At 30.9% G+C, this 20,287-nt stretch carries 5 protein-coding genes and 1 pseudogene; all 6 read left to right on the top strand.

What is annotated here, in order from left to right:
• The first annotated feature begins 6 nt into the window (after window positions 1-6).
• The 6 genes and pseudogenes from MQE36_RS14630 to MQE36_RS17000 all read left to right on the top strand — a co-directional run bounded on the left by MQE36_RS14630 (window position 7) and on the right by MQE36_RS17000 (window position 20,089).
• Window positions 7-6,552, top strand: a complete 6,546-nt coding sequence (locus tag MQE36_RS14630; protein WP_242936715.1) for a non-ribosomal peptide synthetase — start codon at window positions 7-9, stop codon at window positions 6,550-6,552.
• A gap of 896 nt (window positions 6,553-7,448) precedes the next feature.
• Window positions 7,449-7,973 (top strand): DUF4199 domain-containing protein, encoded by a 525-nt coding sequence (locus MQE36_RS14625; protein ID WP_242936714.1) that lies wholly within the window; start codon window positions 7,449-7,451, stop codon window positions 7,971-7,973.
• Between the two features lie 829 nt (window positions 7,974-8,802).
• Window positions 8,803-13,371 (top strand): type I polyketide synthase, encoded by a 4,569-nt coding sequence (locus MQE36_RS14620; RefSeq protein ID WP_242936713.1) that lies wholly within the window; start codon window positions 8,803-8,805, stop codon window positions 13,369-13,371.
• A 252-nt stretch (window positions 13,372-13,623) separates the two neighbouring features.
• Window positions 13,624-18,206 (top strand): annotated as a pseudogene (locus MQE36_RS14615) (amino acid adenylation domain-containing protein); the annotation flags it as partial.
• A gap of 132 nt (window positions 18,207-18,338) precedes the next feature.
• Window positions 18,339-19,007, top strand: coding sequence for an AMP-binding protein (locus MQE36_RS17110; protein WP_423242487.1), 669 nt, complete (start codon window positions 18,339-18,341; stop codon window positions 19,005-19,007).
• Between the two features lie 5 nt (window positions 19,008-19,012).
• A complete protein-coding gene (locus tag MQE36_RS17000) occupies window positions 19,013-20,089 on the top strand; it encodes a non-ribosomal peptide synthetase (RefSeq protein ID WP_278286572.1) in 1,077 nt (358 codons plus the stop codon).
• The last annotated feature ends 198 nt before the right edge of the window (window positions 20,090-20,287 follow it).

Raw genomic sequence — 20,287 nt, 5'->3', positions numbered from 1 at the left:
ATAAATATGATCAACACTATATCCAATCTTATAGAAAAGTACAATAATCAGGGAATTAAATTTATCGTGAAGAACGATAAATTATCAATAAAAACAAATAGGGATTCTGTTCCAGAAGAAGTTCTGTTAGAAATAAAAAAGTATAAGACACAAATAATTTCTTTTTTTAAAAAGAAGTACAGGATCTTATCATATGCTCAGGAACGTTTGTGGTTTATGGATCAATACAATCACAACTCCAGTTATAATATGGCTGGAGCAATAAGACTTTCAGGAGAACTTAATAAAGAAGTATTAGAAAAGGTTTTATTTACTATAGTAAACAGGCATGAGATACTTCGCACGAACTTTGTTACTATAAACGACGAACCAAAGCAAGTTATTCACGAAGTCCCTACTTGCCATGTTGAAATAATAAATCTAAGTCATTTATCAAAAGAGGAATCAAATAAACAAATATTAGATTTATTAAAAGAAGAGTCTCAAAAGACGTTTGATTTAGCAAATGATAGTTTAATCCGTTTTAAAATTTATTCTGTAGACAAGGACGAGTCTGTTTTATTTATCAATAAACATCATATAATATCAGATGGTTGGTCATTATCTATATTGATAAATGAGATTACACAGCTTTATGAAGCTTTTATTAGTGGTCGTCCATCACCATTAAAAGAGTTACCTATTCAATATGGTGATTATTCCATATGGCAAAGAGAGTATTTAGAAGGAGAACTGCTACAAAAGCAGTCTAAATACTGGAAAGGCAAATTGGAAGGTGTTTCAATACTAGAGCTACCTACGGATAAACCCCGTCCCAAGGAACAAACCTTTAATGGTGATAGGTTACCTATCCATTTAAATAAAGATGTTACAGATAAATTAAATCGGTTAAGTCGGGAGAATGACGCAACCTTGTTTATGACATTATTGTCTATATTTAAAATATTACTTCATAAATACACTGGTGAATCTGATATTTGCGTGGGCAGCCCTATAGCTAACAGGACTAGGAAAGAATTAGAGCCATTGTTAGGTTTTTTTGCAAATATACTTGCTTTAAGAACGAGTTTGGATGATCAGATGACTTTTGTAGATTTACTCAGGCAAGTAAAACAAACAACTTTAGAAGCCTATGAAAATCAGGATCTACCATTTGAGAAAGTAGTTGATATGTTAGAGCCTGAGCGCAACCTTTCATATTCTCCATTATTTCAGGTAATGATGGTTTTACAAAACAATCCTGAGGGAGAACTTAAATTTTCAGGATTGAACGTCGAGTCTGTAGGAATTGAATCTACAATATCCAAGTTTGAGATCACCTTAGATTTTACCGAAACGGAAAAAGGTCTTTATGGCGGTATTGAATATAACACAGATTTGTTTGATTCAGATACAATAGAAAGGATGGCCAATCATTTTAAGGTATTGGTGGAACAGTTAATAGAAAATTCACAGAGACAGATAAAAGATATAGAGTTGTTGACTTCTTCAGAAAGGCAACAGTTACTTTTTGATTGGAATGACACCCAAGTAGATTATCCTAAGGAAAAATGTATTCATCAATTATTTGAGGAGCAGTCAGAAAAGACTCCAGATAATGTGGCCGTGGTATTTGAAGGTGATTCTTTGACTTACCGAGAGTTAAATGAAAGGTCAAATCAGCTAGCGTATTATTTACAGAGTAAAGGCGTAAAGGCGGAAAGTTTAGTAGGTATTTGTGTAGAGCGTTCATTGGAAATGATAGTAGGATTGTTAGGAATACTAAAGGCAGGAGGCGCTTATGTACCTATTGACCCGACCTATCCAGAGGAGAGAATCTCTTACATGTTTAAAGACACGAATTGTGCTATAGTTTTAACACAAGAACAAATAGAGTTGCCAAAAACAAATTCAGAGATTATTTATCTTGATTCTAAATGGGAAAAGATAGCCAAAGCTCCTAGAACAAATATTGAAACAGGAGTTAAGGGAGATAACCTGGCATATGTTATATATACCTCGGGTTCAACAGGCAAGCCCAAAGGAGTTATGAACCAACATGATGGTTTGGTAAATCGACTGAATTGGGCACAAGAAGTATATAAACTCCAAAAAAGTGATGTTGTATTACAAAAGACAACCTATTGTTTTGATGTATCCGTTTGGGAGTTGTTTTGGCCAATTATCGTTGGAAGTAAATTAGTAATAGCAAAACCTAATGGTCATAAAGATACTCAATATTTAATAGAGATTATTAGGAAAGAGAGCATAACCACACTTCACTTCGTTCCTTCATTGTTGCAAGTAATGATAGATACACCAGAATTTAGTCAGTGTAAAAGTTTAAAAAACATTTTGTGTAGTGGAGAAGTATTACCACTTGAATTGGTTAAGAAATTTCATCGAAATTTTGATATTCCATTACATAATTTATATGGACCAACAGAAGCTGCAATTGATGTTTCTAGTTATGTATGTGAAAAAGTTGTAAATCATAGAAATATTCCAATAGGTAGGCCTGTAGCAAACACACAACTTTATATATTAGACCAATATTTAAAACCCATCCCAGTAGGAATTCCTGGGGAATTGTGTATAGCAGGTATTCAGGTTGCTCGAGGCTATTTGAATCAGCCTGATTTGACGCGTAAAAAATTCATAAAGGATCCATTTAGTAAAGATCCAAATTCAAGACTTTATAAGACGGGAGATTTGGCTAGATATTTACCAGATGGGAACATTGAGTTTATCGGTAGACTAGATGACCAAGTAAAAATCAGAGGTTTTAGGATAGAGTTGGGAGAGATTGAATCAGTGTTAAACCAACAAGATCAAGTAAGTTCGAGTGTTGTATTGGCCAAGGAAGATGCCACAGGGAATAAGCAATTGGTGGGGTATGTGGTTCCCTCCCAAGATGTAGAGCCTAGTCAAGGTTTGAAGATCGATAATTTAAGAGATGCTCTCTCAAAGACTTTACCTGATTATATGGTTCCTTCGTTGTTTGTAAGCTTAGAAGCAATACCTTTAACCTCAAATGGTAAGATTGATAAGAAAGCGTTGCCAGATCTGCAAGGCAATCTTCAAATGACCAAGGAATATGTTGCTCCCAAGACAGAAATAGAATTTAAATTGGTGTCCATATGGCAAGGGTTACTGGGAGTAGAAAAAATAGGGGTACATGATGATTTTTTTGAATTAGGCGGTCATTCATTGCAAGCAACACGTATAATATCGAAAATACGGACTGAATTTAACAATGAACTTCCTTTAAAGGTAATGTTTGAAAGCAGAACCGTGTTTGAGCTTTCCCGACAAATAGTTGCAAATAAAAATCATGGTCAACAAATTAACCCTCGGGTGTTGAATAAATGGCAGGGGCAAATTCCATTATCCTATGCACAGGAACGTTTATGGTTTATGGATCAGTATAATCACAATTCCAGTTATAATATGCCTGGTGCAATAAGGTTTCTGGGAGAACTTAATAAAGAAGTATTAGAAAAAGTTTTATTTACTATAGTAAACAGGCATGAGATACTTCGCACGAACTTTGTTACTATAAACGACGAACCAAAGCAAGTTATTCACGAAGTCCCTACTTGCCATGTTGAAATAATAAATCTAAGTCATTTATCAAAAGAGGAATCAAATAAACAAATATTAGATTTATTAAAAGAAGAGTCTCAAAAGACGTTTGATTTAGCAAATGATAGTTTAATCCGTTTTAAAATTTATTCTGTAGACAAGGACGAGTCTGTTTTATTTATCAATAAACATCATATAATATCAGATGGTTGGTCATTATCTATATTGATAAATGAGATTACACAGCTTTATGAAGCTTTTATTAGTGGTCGTCCATCACCATTAAAAGAGTTACCTATTCAATATGGTGATTATTCCATATGGCAAAGAGAGTATTTAGAAGGAGAACTGTTACAAAAGCAGTCTAAATACTGGAAAGGCAAATTGGAAGGTGTTTCAATACTAGAGCTACCTACGGACAAACCCCGTCCCAAGGAACAAACCTTTAATGGTGATAGGTTACCTATCCATTTAAATAAAGATGTCACAGATAAATTAAATCGGTTAAGTCGGGAGAATGACGCAACCTTGTTTATGACATTATTGTCTATATTTAAAATATTACTTCATAAATACACTGGTGAATCTGATATTTGCGTGGGCAGCCCCATAGCTAACAGAACCAGAGAAGAGGTAGAGGGGTTAATAGGTTTATTTGTTAACACCTTGGCCTTAAGGAGTGATGTAAATACAGAATTGTCTTTTAATGAATTCTTAGGCAGGGTAAAACAAACAACTTTAGAAGCCTATGAAAATCAGGATCTACCATTTGAGAAAGTAGTTGATATGTTAGAGCCTGAGCGCAACCTTTCATATTCTCCATTATTTCAGGTAATGATGGTTTTACAAAACAATCCTGAGGGAGAACTTAAATTTTCAGGATTGAACGTCGAGTCTGTAGGAATTGAATCTACAATATCCAAGTTTGAGATCACCTTAGATTTTACCGAAACGGAAAAAGGTCTTTATGGCGGTATTGAATATAACACAGATTTGTTTGATTCAGATACAATAGAAAGGATGGCCAATCATTTTAAGGTATTGGTGGAACAGTTAATAGAAAATTCACAGAGACAGATAAAAGATATAGAGTTGTTGACTTCTTCAGAAAGGCAACAGTTACTTTTTGATTGGAATGACACCCAAGTAGATTATCCTAAGGAAAAATGTATTCATCAATTATTTGAGGAGCAGTCAGAAAAGACTCCAGATAATGTGGCCGTGGTATTTGAAGGTGATTCTTTGACTTACCGAGAGTTAAATGAAAGGTCAAATCAGCTAGCGTATTATTTACAGAGTAAAGGCGTAAAGGCGGAAAGTTTAGTAGGTATTTGTGTAGAGCGTTCATTGGAAATGATAGTAGGATTGTTAGGAATACTAAAGGCAGGAGGCGCTTATGTACCTATTGACCCGACCTATCCAGAGGAGAGAATCTCTTACATGTTTAAAGACACGAATTGTGCTATAGTTTTAACGCAAGAACAAATAGAGTTGCCAAAAACAAATTCAGAGATTATTTATCTTGATTCTGAATGGGAAAAGATAGCCAAAGCTCCTAGAACAAATATTGAAACAGGAGTTAAGGGAGATAACCTGGCATATGTTATATATACCTCGGGTTCAACAGGCAAGCCCAAAGGAGTTATGGTGGAGCATAAAAGTGTTCTCCGATTAGTTAAGAATAATAAATCGATTAACTTAAAAACAACGACTGTATTATTGTCCACAGGAGCAGTATCCTTTGATGCAACTATATTTGAATATTGGGGAACTTTGTTGAATGGTGGTCAACTGCTTTTATGTCCAGAAGCTAAATTAATGGATATTGAATCACTAAGAAAATTAATTTCTAGAAGAGCCGTAAATACAATGTGGCTAACTTCAGGGTTGTTAAATTCTTATATTGATACAGAAATTAATCTTTTTAGTGAATTATCATTTGTTATTGTCGGAGGTGAAAAATTATCAAAGTACCATATAGAAAAGTTGAATGGTGAATATCCCGATTTGATAATATATAATGGTTATGGTCCAACAGAGAACACTACATTTTCTACAAATCATAAAATCATAGATAAAGATTTTACCAAGTCAAGTATTCCTATTGGAAGGCCAATATCGAATAGTATGGCTTATATTTTAAATAAGAACAATAGATTACAGTCTGTAGGAATAGTCGGAGAGATTTGTTTAGGAGGAGATGGTTTAGCACGGGGATATTGGAAAAATAAATTGCTTACCTCTGAAAAATTTATTATTAATCCTTATAGAGAGGGTGAACGTTTATATAAAACAGGAGACTTAGGAAGGTGGTTACCGGATGGAACTATAGAGTTTATTGGAAGAAAAGATAATCAGGTTAAGATTCGAGGATATCGTGTAGAATTAGATGAAATAGAGTTTACTTTGCAGCGAATAAAGGGAATAGTTAATTGTTGTGTTGTATTTAAAGAAATTAAGATTGGAGAGAAGAATTTAATTGCTTATTATGTTGGAGATACAGTAGAGGTAAGTGATTTGATCGAGTACTTGAGAAGTGTTTTACCTGAGCATATGATTCCTGTCTATTTTGTTTTATTAAAGGCACTTCCATTATCTCAAAATGGTAAGGTTGACAGAAATTCATTGCCAGATCCGGACGATATTTCTAATCTCTTAGGAAACGATTATGTAGCTCCAAGTAATTCAATTGAAGAGAAATTGGTAATTATTTGGAGTGATGTTTTAGGAATTTCTAAAGAAAATATTGGTATAAACTCGAACTTTTTTGCCCTAGGAGGAAATTCATTTAAAATTATAAAATTAATGAATAAAATTAATAAAGCTTTTCAATATGAACTTAATGTAGTAACCTTATTTAAATATCCAACAATTGCTTCGTTTTCAAAAAGTATTAATTCCAATAATTCAATGAATCAAATGGATTCATTGTTAGATGATGCTACCAGAGTTTTTCAAGAAAATATATCACTTTTAAATAACAACTAAATTGATAGTGTTTTTCAGTCATAAAACAAAAATGTATAAAATGTACGGATCATATAGCCTACCGTTATAATAACCTATAAATTAAAGTTTATCTAAATAAAACCTAGTTGTTATTAGAATACGGATTTTTATGAGTCACATTTGTATTCATATTATGAACTATAGGAAATATAAATAAAGAGAAAATCCCTTAAATTAATTAATAAAAAGTAACCATAACGGGCTTGTTAATAAATAATATTGCAGAATTGTAAATCTTTAAAAGCTCATAAACATTGCTAGCTCTGAAGTTTATTTAAAGATCTATCAATCAGTTATTTGGTTTTTAGTTTATTAATTATACTATTATTCGTTAATTTTTAAACAAAAATATTGTTTATAGTTCTTAATATTTTTTATGTTAAAAGCATGGAAAATAAATTTATTTTTACTTTTTTTACAAAGTCAAAAATTTGAAATTTTGACAGTTCTTAAACTTAATTCATGTGAGTTAAGGTGGCGTTAGCCGTGTTTTTTTTTAAAATAATATCTTCCATCAAAGTTAATATTGGGTTAGTGATTTACACATTTAAACAATGTATTATCATCGTTTTAAATTTAATGTATAACTATTTAATAGTTATTAATAGTAACTATGGATATTTTAGATTAGAAAACTTCTAGATTTAGAAATCAATCATTTTTAAGAGCAATTATATCATCATCATTGATGTTAAATTTATGTACAGTTGCTTATTAAAAATATGATTAATTATAAGCAGTGTTTATTATAAAATATGTGCAAAGTTATGGGGTAAATATTCGGAATTTTTTTGGTCTAAATAAATTTCGAAATGGTTACATCATAATTAAAACAAAAAGTGAAACAAAAAGTGAAACAAAAAATGAAACAAAAAATGAAACAAAGAGAAATTGTATCAATCAATGGTTTTTTATTAGGGGTTTTTAATATTATTCTCCTTTTGGTAGTTTATTATCTGGATATAAAAATAATGGTTGATTATAACCTCTCATGTGTGTTAATTATGTTGTTAGGATCAATTGTATTAGGAGTTATTTCAATTAACAGTATGAAAAAAACATTGAATGGATATATCTCTTTCGAAAAGGCCTTTGTGATATTTATTTTAACGGTATTGATTGGTACGATAATGAATCTATTATTTACATACGCCTTATTTAATATTATCGATTTGGATGCAGGGATTATTGCAAAAGAGAGGATTTATGAATCTACATTGGACAATTTAGAGAATTATAACCTACCTCGAAATGTTATACGAGAAGAATTGAATAAAGTTGAAAAAATTATTTATTTTGGATTTATCGAATTATTTAAAGCATCTGGTATTTTTTTAATAGTTTCTTCTGTTTTTGGAGTTATTGTTTCTCTAATAATGAAACAAAAAATAGAGGATTAATTCATTGCTTTAAACAAATGAAATATTCAGTCGTTGTAAACAACAAACTTGGGTTATAATCAATTAATATTAAGTAATGGAACTTTTTATTACGGTTTTGAATTATTAAATATGGATGTATTTATATTATTCGATGATAACCGTTAAATAAATGAGTGGTGGTTTAGGTGTGACTAATTAATTATTCAATGAACTTTAGATTCCTGCTACGATAAATTATCAGTGAAATAGATTTTCTCAAATAATTATACGTTCATTTAATTCTTAAACAATTAAAAATTGAACTACATGTTGTAAAACTACAGTTGATTAAATAGGTAGTGCAATGACATTTTTAGAAGAATATGTATGAAGCTTTAAAGTGATTATTAGTTTTATAAAATAATTTGAATTTTGTTTTAATGGGTTAACTATATAGTTCTTATAAAGTATAAATATATTAATATCCTTATTGTGTAAAATAGTTAAGTGTTCGTTTGATTTTAGGAAGATTAACGAGGAATTAAATAGTGAAAATTTATTGAATTTAACTTTGTCTTATTTTGGGCAGTCTGTAAACCTATAAATTTGGAAAGGGCTACATAGTAGGTTAAATAATTGAGTTAATTATTCAAAATATCATATTAATCAAATGTACTTGTAATTACACTAGCAAAATTTTATGATTAAAGCAATAAGAGATATACACTGATAAATTATATATAATTGAGTTAGTAATTTAAAGATATTCATAAGCTCAAAAAAGACTTAATTGAATATGATTTTCAGATTTAATCATGTTTTAAATACGATATGATACTTTTTGAATTAATAAGATGATTAATCAAATATGGAAGAAATAGAGAAAAAAAAATATACAGGTTTAGAAGTCGCCGTAATAGGCCTTTCAGGAAGATTTCCAGGTTCAAATGATATTCAAGGTTTTTGGCATAATTTGATAGAAGGTAAGGAGTCGATAAAATTTTATAATGAAGAAGAGCTAAAATCCAGAGGTTTAAATTCTAAAGAAATAAATCATAAGAAATTTATTCCAGCCCATGGTGCAATGTTTGAACCAGACACATTCGATGCTAATTTTTTTAATTATATACAAGATGAAGCGAGAATGATGGATCCTCAAATTAGAATTTATCATGAATGTGTTTGGAATGCACTAGAAGATTCTGGCTATAATCCAGATTCATTTTCTGGAAGAATAGGTCTTTTTTCTGGAGCTAGTGAAAATATAACATGGAAAGCGTATGCGATATTAAATGCATCTAAATCAGGGGCTCATGATTTTTATATAGACCAATTATCAAATAAAGACTTTTTATCAACATTAATATCATATAAGTTAAACCTAAAGGGACCGTCAATAAATATTAATACAGCTTGTTCAACTTCTTTGGTAGCAATCCATACTGCAATAAGAAGTTTGTTAACAGGCGAATGCGAAATTGCTTTAGCAGGCGGGGTCTCCTTTACTTCCAATATAAAAAATGGATATAAATATGAGGAGGGTATGATATATTCCAATGATGGACATTGCAGGACATTTGATGAGAATTCTAGTGGAACGGTAAGTGGGGATGGTGCAGGTGTAGTTGTTTTAAAAAAACTTAAAGATGCCATTAGGGACAATGATAATATTTATGCTATTGTAAAAGGTAGTTCGGTAAATAATGATGGTATAAGAAAAGTTGGGTATTCTTCTCCTAGTGTAGAAGGGCAAATAGAATGTGTAAAATTGGCTCATAAAATATCTAGGGTTACAGCAGATTCTATATCATATATAGAAGCTCATGGAACGGCTACGAATCTGGGAGACCCTATTGAGATAGAAGCACTTAATAATGCATTTAATAATAATAAGAAAAAGCATTGTGGAATTGGATCAGTAAAAACTAATATTGGTCATTTAGATGCAGCTGCTGGTGTAGCTGGATTCATTAAGGTTGTACTGTCGTTGTATAATAAAAAAATTCCTAAGTCTTTACATTTTACAAAGCCTAATAAGAATATAGCATTTGATGAAGGCCCCTTTTATACTATAAATAAACTTAAGGAATGGAAATCAGTAAATGACATGCCCTTAAGAGCTGGTGTTAGTTCATTTGGTATAGGAGGAACTAATGCGCATGTAATACTAGAAGAACCTCCTAAGGTGAATAAAGAGCCCTCAAAATTGCCTTATAGCCTATTGACATTAAGTGCTAAAAATGAAACGTCATTAGATCATTTAGCTATAAAATTTGAGAAATATCTTTTAAATTGTTCAGAATCACTAGAAAATATTGCATACACCCTTAATATAGGCAGAAAAGATTTTCCATATCGAAAGTCTATAATAACGAATGATTTAAATAAATTAAAGGCAGGATTAAAAGCCTCACAACCTTTGAATTATTCTCAAAATACATTTAACGGAGAATATAATCCAATAGTTTTTCTGTTTTCAGGTCAAGGGTCTCAATATTTGAACATGTCTAAAGAGTTATATGAATCTTATAGCGAATTTAGATACATATTGGATAAAGGGTTTGTGTTTCTTAAAAAAATTTCAAATGGTAAAGATTTTAAGAAAATATTATTTAATGATAATGATAATGCAGAATCGTTCTTGTCTAGAACTGATAATACGCAACCTTTGTTGTTTTTAGTGGAGTATGCCTTAGCATCTTTATTAATTAGTTTTGGGATAGAACCGCAATATATTATAGGACATAGTTTAGGTGAATATGTAGGCGCATGTATTAGTAATGTATTTAGTTTCGAAGAAGGTATATTTCTTGTATATCATCGGGGACGATTAATGAACGACCTTCCAGAAGGGGATATGATTAGTGCAGTAATAGGAGAGGTGGAAGCTAAAGAATTTATATCAAATGATATTCAAATAGCAGCAATAAATAATGATGATCAATGTGTTTTTTCAGGAAGTAAAGAAGCCATAAAGAAATTAAATATTCAATTAAATGAACTTGAAATTACTAATAAGAGAATCAATACCTCTCATGCATTTCATTCTAATTTAATGGAACCTATGTTATCGGAATTCGAAGATGTTTGTAATCAAATAAGTTTTAGTTCTCCGAAATATAAAATAATTTCAAATATAACAGGCGAATTTATCACCGAAGATGAAATTAAAAAAAGTAGTTACTGGAAGGAGCAAATTATTTCACCCGTTAGGTTTAATAGTTGTGTGAAGACCTTATTTTCAGAAAAGAAAAATAAAATTTTTATAGAAATTGGTCCGGGTTCTACATTACTCAATTTGATTGGTCAAAATGAAAGGAGTAAACAGCGGTTAATTAAAGCTAAAATTGCATCTTTACCTACAAGGAAAGCTAATTCTAATGCATGTCTTACCATGGTATCCCTACTTGAAACCTTATGGCAATTAGGGAAACAAGTAAATTGGCAAAATTATTATAAAAACAAACAAGTATTTAAGTTATCGCTGCCAAAATATCCATTTTTGAAAAATAAATTTCCTGCAGAGGTAGATCCTTACTCAAACGTGGCTGCACAGGTAAATGTTAAACCCAAAAAAGAATCAGTCTTCAATAGTTTTTATCAAGAAGTTTGGACAAATGTTGTATATCCTGAGTGTAATAGCATTAAGAATAAGATTAATAATTCTTATTTATTGTTTGAAACTGATCAAATTATAATTCGAGAGATAAAAGATTTGTTAAGGAAGCAAGGCTCTTCATTTGTAGAGATTTCTTTAGGAAATAAATTTAAAAAATTATCAAAGTATAAGTATCAGGTCTGCGGTACTGAACTAAATGATATGAGTAGGTTGCTTGAAGACTTAAAGAGTGACAATATTTCATATGAAAAAATAATTTATGGATGGGGATTAAGTAATGATGATAAAGAAATTCATTTAGATAAAGACTTAACTATAAAAAATCAATTTGAAAGTATTGACTTTAAACGAATTCTTAACCTAATTAAGAGCCTAGAATATCAAAATTTAGATAAGAAAGTTGTATTAGGATACTTGTCATATAATTTTCATCAGGTATTTGCAGGGGAAAAATCAGAATATAAATATGCTACATCTATAGGATTGTTAAAATCATTTTCGATGGAAAATAATTATGTAGATTGCTTTTCATTAGATATAGATAAGGAGGACAATTATGCACAAGCTGTTTTAAATGAGTTTAACCAGGAAAAACCTGATTTCAACATTGCTTACAGAAAACAAACAAGATGGCTAAATGATTACAAGAGAATACAATTGAATTCTAATATTAACCTTTCATCGGATATTTTACTACAAGAAGGTGTTTATATTATTACTGGGGGCTTGGGGAGTGTTGGAAGAACCTTTTGTGAATATTTAACCTCAAATTTTAATGCAAGAGTTGTTTTATTGGGAAGAAATGATATACCAAAATTTTCGCAATGGAGTGACTTATTAGCTTCATCTTCTATTTCAGAAAGAATGAAAATGAAATTAAGATTTTTATTAGATATGAAAAAGCTTAATTCTAAGGTAGAATACCATAATTTAGATATTTCGGATTTAAATTCTCTTAATTCTTTTGTAAGTATGGTTGAAGAGAAATTTGGTAGAGTAAACGGAGTAATTCATGCAGCTGGCGTTATTCAAATGGAGGAATGTTATAAGAACATTTTAAATACAGATATAAAGTTTATGCTTCCTCACTTTAAATCCAAGGCATTTGGATTGAAAAACTTATATAGTGTTTTTAAAGATAAGGAGATTGATTTTATTTGGACTACAACAAGTTTATCTACCGTATTAGGAGGTCATTCATTAGGAGCATACTTATCTTCTAATTTATTTGCGGACCATTTTATTCTATCAAAAGAGAACGAAAAACTTAACTGGAAAGTTGTGGATTTGGATGGATTGGATTTGGATGTAGAAAAATCTAATGAAAAAATAGATAAAACGGATTTGATAAATATTTTCAATTTGTCTTTTAAAATTAGAGAGAAGTTAAGATTAATAGTTTCGACTTCTGATTTATATTCTAAAATAGAACTTACAAATAAGAAGATTAAGGACCTGGAGTATAATAAAACAACAGATTACGTAAATGAAAATAATTCTAGAATTTCTATTGAGTCAAATTATGTTACGCCTATTTCTAATACGGAAATTAGACTTACAAAATTATGGGAAACTTTTTTCGGAATAACTGGAATTGGAATTGAGGATTCATTTTTTGAGCTAGGAGGAGATTCATTAAAATCGATGACGATAATCAAACGGATGTTTAAAGAGTTTGATGTTGATATTTCACTGCAAGATTTTTTAGAGAAAGGAACAATTAAAGAGTTGTCACGAGAAATAGATTTAGCCAGAAGGTTAAGGGAAATTTCTGATAATAGTTCGGGTACAGAAGATCTTCAGGAAATGATTATTTAGAGTGTCCTTTGTTATAATTATTTTTAAAATGATTATTAATTAGAGGTTCCAAAATTGTAATTAAAAAGAATTTTAAGTTTGAGAATCAACAATTAGTATTAATTGTTATTAAGGATTTTACTTCACCATTAATATCTTAGTTTAAATTAACTACAATTATAAGACAATTAAAAGAAAATGAAATTTGTGAAAGCAAATAATTATGAAAATCTTTAATAAATTAATACAAAACTAATAAATCCACAAATTTTAATGAATTCCTTGATTAGAAGTCTTATAGATAGGGGGGTAAAAATTACTGTCGAAAATAATAATTTAAAATTGAATTTTAAGGGAGCTTTACCAGAAGATCTCATTGTTGAGATTAAAAAAAATAAAGGTGATATTATTAGCTACCTTGATAAATACTCTGATTCAAACTCTTATAAGAAAATCATTCCTGTCAAGATTCAAGATTCATATGATTTATCGAGAGCTCAATTAAGAGTATGGTTATTGTCACAATTTGAAGAGTCAAATAAGGCATACAATATATTTGATTATAACACTTTTAATCATAAACCAAATATATCCATTCTAAAAAAATCATTTTTTAAAATTATCCAAAGATATGAGATTTTAAGAACTAATTTTATTGTAGATGAAAATGGAGATGTCAAACAAAAAATTATTCCACTCTCCAATTTAAGCCTGGATATCCAATATATTGAAAACTATGAAACTAGTTTAGAAGAAGTAATTAGTGATAAGTTTTTTCGTCCTTTTGATTTAAAAAATGAAAATTTATTTAAAGTTTATTTAATTAAGGGTAAGGACCAAACTCATTACTTAGTTCTTGTAATTCATCATCTAATTTGTGATGGTGTCTCTATTAAAATTATATATAATGAATTACTTAAATTTTATAATGCTTTTTTTAATAATCATAAAATAGAGTTAACTCCAGTTAGTATTCAGTACAAGGATTATGTAAATTGGGAACAGAAATTATCTGAAGAGAATAATTTTTTGAACAGTAAGAATTTTTGGAAAGAAACTTTTTCTGGTGAATTACCGATCTTAAACCTTCCTACAGATAAAAAAAGACCAGTTTATAAAACATTTGATGGTAGCCAAATCCGAAAGGATATTCGAAAAGATCTTTTCCAAGATTTTAAAAGCATTCTTAAAGAATCAGGGGCTAGTTTGTTTAATGGAGTTTACACATTGGTTAATATAATACTCTTTAAGTATACCAAGCAGAACGACATTATATTAGGGACACCTGTTTCTACTAGAAATCATATAGAATTAGAAAATCAAGTTGGATTATTTATTAACACTTTAGCTCTACGATCGCATATTTCAAAAGATTTTAGCTTTATTGATCTTCTGAATAATTCTAAAAATTTTACTGCAGAGGCTTTTACTCATAATATTTATCCCTTTGATCAGTTAATTGAAGATTTGGAAATTACAATGGATTTGTCTAGAAATCCATTGTTTGATGTTTTTATTAATCTCCAAACTCTTAAACTAGATCATAAGTTCCAGGATAAAGTGGGAACCTCAGTTTCTCAGTTTGATTTGTCATTTGACTTTTTGGAGTTAAATGACAAATTACATTTAAAATTAATATATAATACCAATTTATATACTAGTAATACAATTGAAGGTATTTTAGTACATTTAGAAGAATTATTAGAGTCAATAATTAAGAACCCTAATAGCAAACTTTCTGATTTAAATTATTTGAGTAATGATGAGCAAAATTTATTGTTAGGGCAATTTAATGAGACAGCGACAATATATCCCAAGGAAAAAACGATTGTAGATTTATTTGAGGAGCAGGTGGAAAAGACACCAGATAATGTAGCTGTTGTGTTTGAGGGTAAGGAGTTAACTTATCGTGAGTTAAATGAAAAGTCCAATCAATTAGCAAGGTATTTACAATCAAATTACAAGATAGAGAGCGATACATTGATAGGTATAAAGATGGATCGATCCTTTGGTATGATAGTTTCAATCTTGGGAATATTAAAGAGTGGTGCAGCTTATGTGCCAATTGATCCAAAGACACCTCAGGACCGAATAGATTTTATAAATGAAGATTGCTCATTACCTGTTATTGTTGATGAAGAATTTTTAGTAGAATTTAACAAGAAAAAGGAAGATTTTTCTTCACTAAATTTGAATTTAAAAGTAAACGTTTCAGATCTAATTTATGTTATATATACCTCTGGCTCTACTGGAAAACCTAAGGGGGTTGGAATTGAGCACAAAGGAGTGGTCAATAGGCTGGAATGGATGTGGAGGGAGTATAATTTTTCAAGTGTAGATGTTGTTTTGCAGAAAACTACATTTACTTTTGATGTTTCAGTATGGGAATTATTTTTACCATTATGTTGGGGTTGTAGAATGGTCTTGTGTAATATAGAAGATATTTATTCACCTAATCGGTTAGTTTCAATTATTTCAAATGAAGGAGTAAGTTGTCTTCATTTTGTTCCAAGTATGTTAAAGTCTTTTAATGCAGAAATAGATAAATCAGGTTTTAAGCACTTAAATACATTACGCGGTATTTTTACGAGTGGGGAAGAATTACCTCTGAGTTTAATTAAAGCTTGGTATGGAAAGTTTGAGATTCCCATTTGGAATTTATATGGTCCTACAGAAGGTACTATAGACGTTTCTTATTATAATACAAGTCAAGATGATACTTTGGTTCCAATAGGAAAACCGATAGCCAATACTAAACTATATATTCTGGGAGAAGATTTAGATTTGCAACCAATTGGAGTAGTAGGAGAGATATGTATATCAGGAGATGGATTGGCTCGGGGCTATTTAAACAGGCCGGAATTAACTGCAGCGAAGTTTGTAGATAACCCGTTTAATGAAGGAGATCGATTATATAAGACGGGTGATTTAGGGAGGTGGCTTCCAGATGGAAATATTGAATTTATCGGGAGGAAGGATAGTCAGGTCAAGATACGAGGTTTTCGAATAGAGTTGGGAGAGGTGGAACATGTTTTACAGGGTAATACACATGTTATTAGTTGTGTAGTAGATGTTACAGAGTCGTCAAGTGGAGATAAGGATTTGGTAGCCTATTTCGTAGGGAGTGATAGTATTACATCTCAAGAGCTCAGGGAATATATGGGAAGCTTGTTACCGAGTTATATGATACCTAGTTATTTTGTGAAATTGGAGGAGTTACCTCTGACGAGTAATGGGAAATTGGATAGGAAAAGTTTACCTGAACTTAAAGGTTTAAGTATAGATATAGGAATAGAGTATTTAGGTCCAAGGAATGAAATAGAGGAGCAATTAGTGGGTATTTGGAGTGATGTATTGGATATACCAGAAGGAGAAATAAGTGTGACAGCAAACTTTTTTGAGCTAGGAGGTCATAGCTTGAAAGTACTGAAGCTTTCCAGTAAGTTATATAAGGACTTGGGATTAAAGGTTAGTATTCAAGATTTATTCACTTATAACAGTATATTGTCACAGGCTGAATTAATATCAGAGTCAGAAAAAGAGTGTTATCAGGAGATTCCTAAAGTGGAAAAAGCTGAGAGTTATGTGTTGTCCTCTTCTCAACGACGTTTGTGGGTTTTAAGTCAATTTGAATCGGCCAATGTCGCATATAATATGTCAAGCGTACATGAATTAGGGTTAATAGATGTAGAAACATTAGAATCTTCATTTAATAAATTAATTGCACGACATGAATCATTACGTACCATATTTAGGGAAAATGATGAAGGTGATGTGCGTCAGTTTATATTGGAAGAAATGTTCTTCAAAATAGATTATGAAGATTTAGAAGGAATAAGCACTTCAGATTTAAGGGATCGAATTGCTATTTATAGAAACAGGTCATTTGATCTTTCAGAGGGCCCATTGTTAAGAGGTGCTGTATATCGCTTATCAAAGGATCATTATGTATTTGTGTATGTTATGCATCATATCATAAGTGATGGTGTTTCAATGGAAACACTATTTGGAGAGTTGATCTCTATTTATGATAAAATAGAGAAAGGGACTTCTTTAGAATTAACACCATTGAGAATTCAATATAAGGATTATGCAGAATGGCAGCAATCAGAGTTGAAATCAGGGGCATTATCAGTTTCTCGTAATTATTGGTTAGATCAATTTAAAGGAGAATTACCAGTTTTAGATTTACCAACAGATTATACCCGTCCGATGGTGAAGAGTTACAAAGGGGGAAAGTTAAAAGGATCTTTAATAAAGATAGCACGTCTAAGTTTAAAGGACTATTAAAGGCAGAAGAAGGGATTACCTCTTTTATGAGAGTTTTAAGTTTAGTGAATGTGTTACTTTATAAATATACAGGTCAGGGAGATATTATTTTGGGAAGTCCAATATCAGGGAGAGATCATCCAGATTTAGAAGGGCAGATAGGTTTTTATGTTAACACATTAGCCTTACGAACACGTTTTAATGGGAATGATAGTTTTGAGGCTGTTTTAAGTAAGGTAAAAGAAATGGCATTGGGAGGCTATAGTCATCAATCATATCCATTTGATTCTTTAGTAGATGAGTTGTCATTATCACGAGATACAAGTAGGCATCCACTATTTGATGTAATGGTTACTTATCAAGAGTCAGAAGGAAAAGAACCGGAGTTGGATGAAGAGTCCAAGTCATCCTATGAGAATACCAAAGGTATGTCTCATGTGGTAAGTAAGTTTGATTTAACGTTTAATTTTGAAGAGAAAGGAAACGAATTAGGAATAGGGATTGAATACAGTAGTGACTTATTTGCACGTTCTACAATAGAACGAATGTTGAATCATATAGGAGAATTATTAACCTCGATAGTAGCAAGTCCAGAAGTATCCATATCAAGTTTATCATATATACCTCAAAGGGAACAGTCAATATTGCTAGAAGAGTTTAATGAGACAGCGACAATATATCCTAAGGAAAAAACGATTGTAGATTTATTTGAGGAGCAGGTGGAAAAGACACCGAATCGTGTAGCTGTTGTGTTTGAGGGTAAGGAGTTGACTTATTGTGAGTTAAATGAGAGGGCTAATCAATTAGCAAGGTATTTGCATTCAAATTACAAGATAGAAAGCGATACATTGATAGGCATAAAGATGGATCGATCCTTAGATATTATAATTTCAATTATAGGAGTATTAAAAAGCGGAGGTGCTTATGTGCCTATTGATCCAGAGTATCCACAATCACGCATAGACTATATAATAACAGATAGTCGCTGTGAGTTACTGCTGGATAGACTGGCATATGACAAGTTTGAACAAAGTCAAGAGGATTATATAAAAGATAATCTAGGTACATTTATAAGTAGTAGTGATTTGGCTTATGTTATTTACACTTCTGGTTCTACGGGACAACCCAAAGGTGTGATGATAGAACATAGAGGAATACTTAATACAATAGTTTCTCAAAACAAAATATTTGAACTAAAAAAGCATAAGAGAAGCTTACAATTTGCGTCATATTCTTTTGATGCTTCTGTTTCAGAAATATTTATTTCTCTAACATCGGGGGTTGTTCTGTATTTGGTCGGTGACAAAGAGAGAAAAGTTCCTGAACTTTTAGAATCATTTATTATTGAAAAATCAATAGAAATAGCAACCATTCCCCCTCTTTCATAAAATTAATGAATGTAGATAGGCTCAAGCCTTTGATTACATTAATAACAGCAGGTGAGTCTGCCGTGTATGATAAAGCAATAGAATATTCAAAAGAAGGAATTTATTATAATGCTTATGGTCCTACAGAATCAAGTATATGCGCAACAACCTATAGATTAAAAGAAAGGGAACTTATAAAGTCAGGTACAATCCCAATAGGAAAACCTATAGACAATACCGAAGTATACATTTTAGATGAAGCGCAGAGTCTTGTTCCAATTGGAGTAGTAGGAGAGATATGTATATCAGGAGATGGATTGGCTCGGGGCTATTTAAACAGGCCGGAATTAACTGCAGCGAAGTTTGTAGATAACCCGTTTAATGAAGGAGATCGATTATATAAGACGGGTGATTTAGGGAGGTGGCTTCCAGATGGAAATATTGAATTTATCGGGAGGAAGGATAGTCAGGTCAAGATACGAGGTTTTCGAATAGAGTTGGGAGAGGTAGAACATGTTTTACAGGGTAATACACATGTTATTAGTTGTGTAGTAGATGTTACAGAGTCGTCAAGTGGAGATAAGGATTTGGTAGCCTATTTCGTAGGGAGTGATAGTATTACATCTCAAGAGCTCAGGGAATATATGGGAAGCTTGTTACCGAGTTATATGATACCTAGTTATTTTGTGAAATTGGAGGAGTTACCTCTGACGAGTAATGGGAAATTGGATAGGAAAAGTTTACCTGAACTTAAAGGTTTAGGTATAGATATAGGAATAGAGTATTTAGGTCCAAGGAATGAAATAGAGGAGCAATTAGTGGGTATTTGGAGTGATGTATTGAATATACCAGGAGTAGATATAAGTGTGACAGCAAACTTTTTTGAGCTAGGGGGAAATTCAATTAAAATATTACGATTGCAAAAAATGTTAAATAAATTCTTTGATTTACATATAGATGTTACAACTTTATTTAGGTACTATTCTATTGAGAAATTATCAAAATTATTTAAAGTTGAATTGTACAATGAGAATAATTTGGAAAAAACAATTGACGATTCAATTGCAAGAATTAATAAAAATATTGATTTATTCAATTCTTAATTATCCTAAATAAGGGTTTGTGTAATTTTAGGATGATAGAAGGTTAAAAAGATTATAATACTGTAAAGATTAATGGGGTAAACTATTTTTTACCAAATGGTATATTTGTGGTTTAAATCGAGTTGTCTAATAATGGTCTGTTTTTTTAAAGGGTTATAATTTACATCATAGTTGATTTTTAATTAAAAACTTTTTAAA

Source organism: Zhouia spongiae, from assembly GCF_022760175.1.
GTDB classification, from domain to species: Bacteria; Bacteroidota; Bacteroidia; order Flavobacteriales; family Flavobacteriaceae; genus Zhouia; species Zhouia spongiae.
Note: the sequence above shows the minus strand (reverse complement) of the source record. Positions and strands in the feature narration are given on the sequence as shown.

Excerpts from the sequence above, each read along its gene's own strand:
- MQE36_RS14625 (WP_242936714.1), top strand. The coding sequence starts at position 7,449 with ATGAAACAAAGAGAAATTGTATCAATCAATGGTTTTTTATTAGGGGTT.
- MQE36_RS17000 (WP_278286572.1), top strand. The coding sequence starts at position 19,013 with ATGAATGTAGATAGGCTCAAGCCTTTGATTACATTAATAACAGCAGGT.
- MQE36_RS14630 (WP_242936715.1), top strand. The coding sequence starts at position 7 with ATGATCAACACTATATCCAATCTTATAGAAAAGTACAATAATCAGGGA.
- MQE36_RS14620 (WP_242936713.1), top strand. The coding sequence starts at position 8,803 with ATGGAAGAAATAGAGAAAAAAAAATATACAGGTTTAGAAGTCGCCGTA.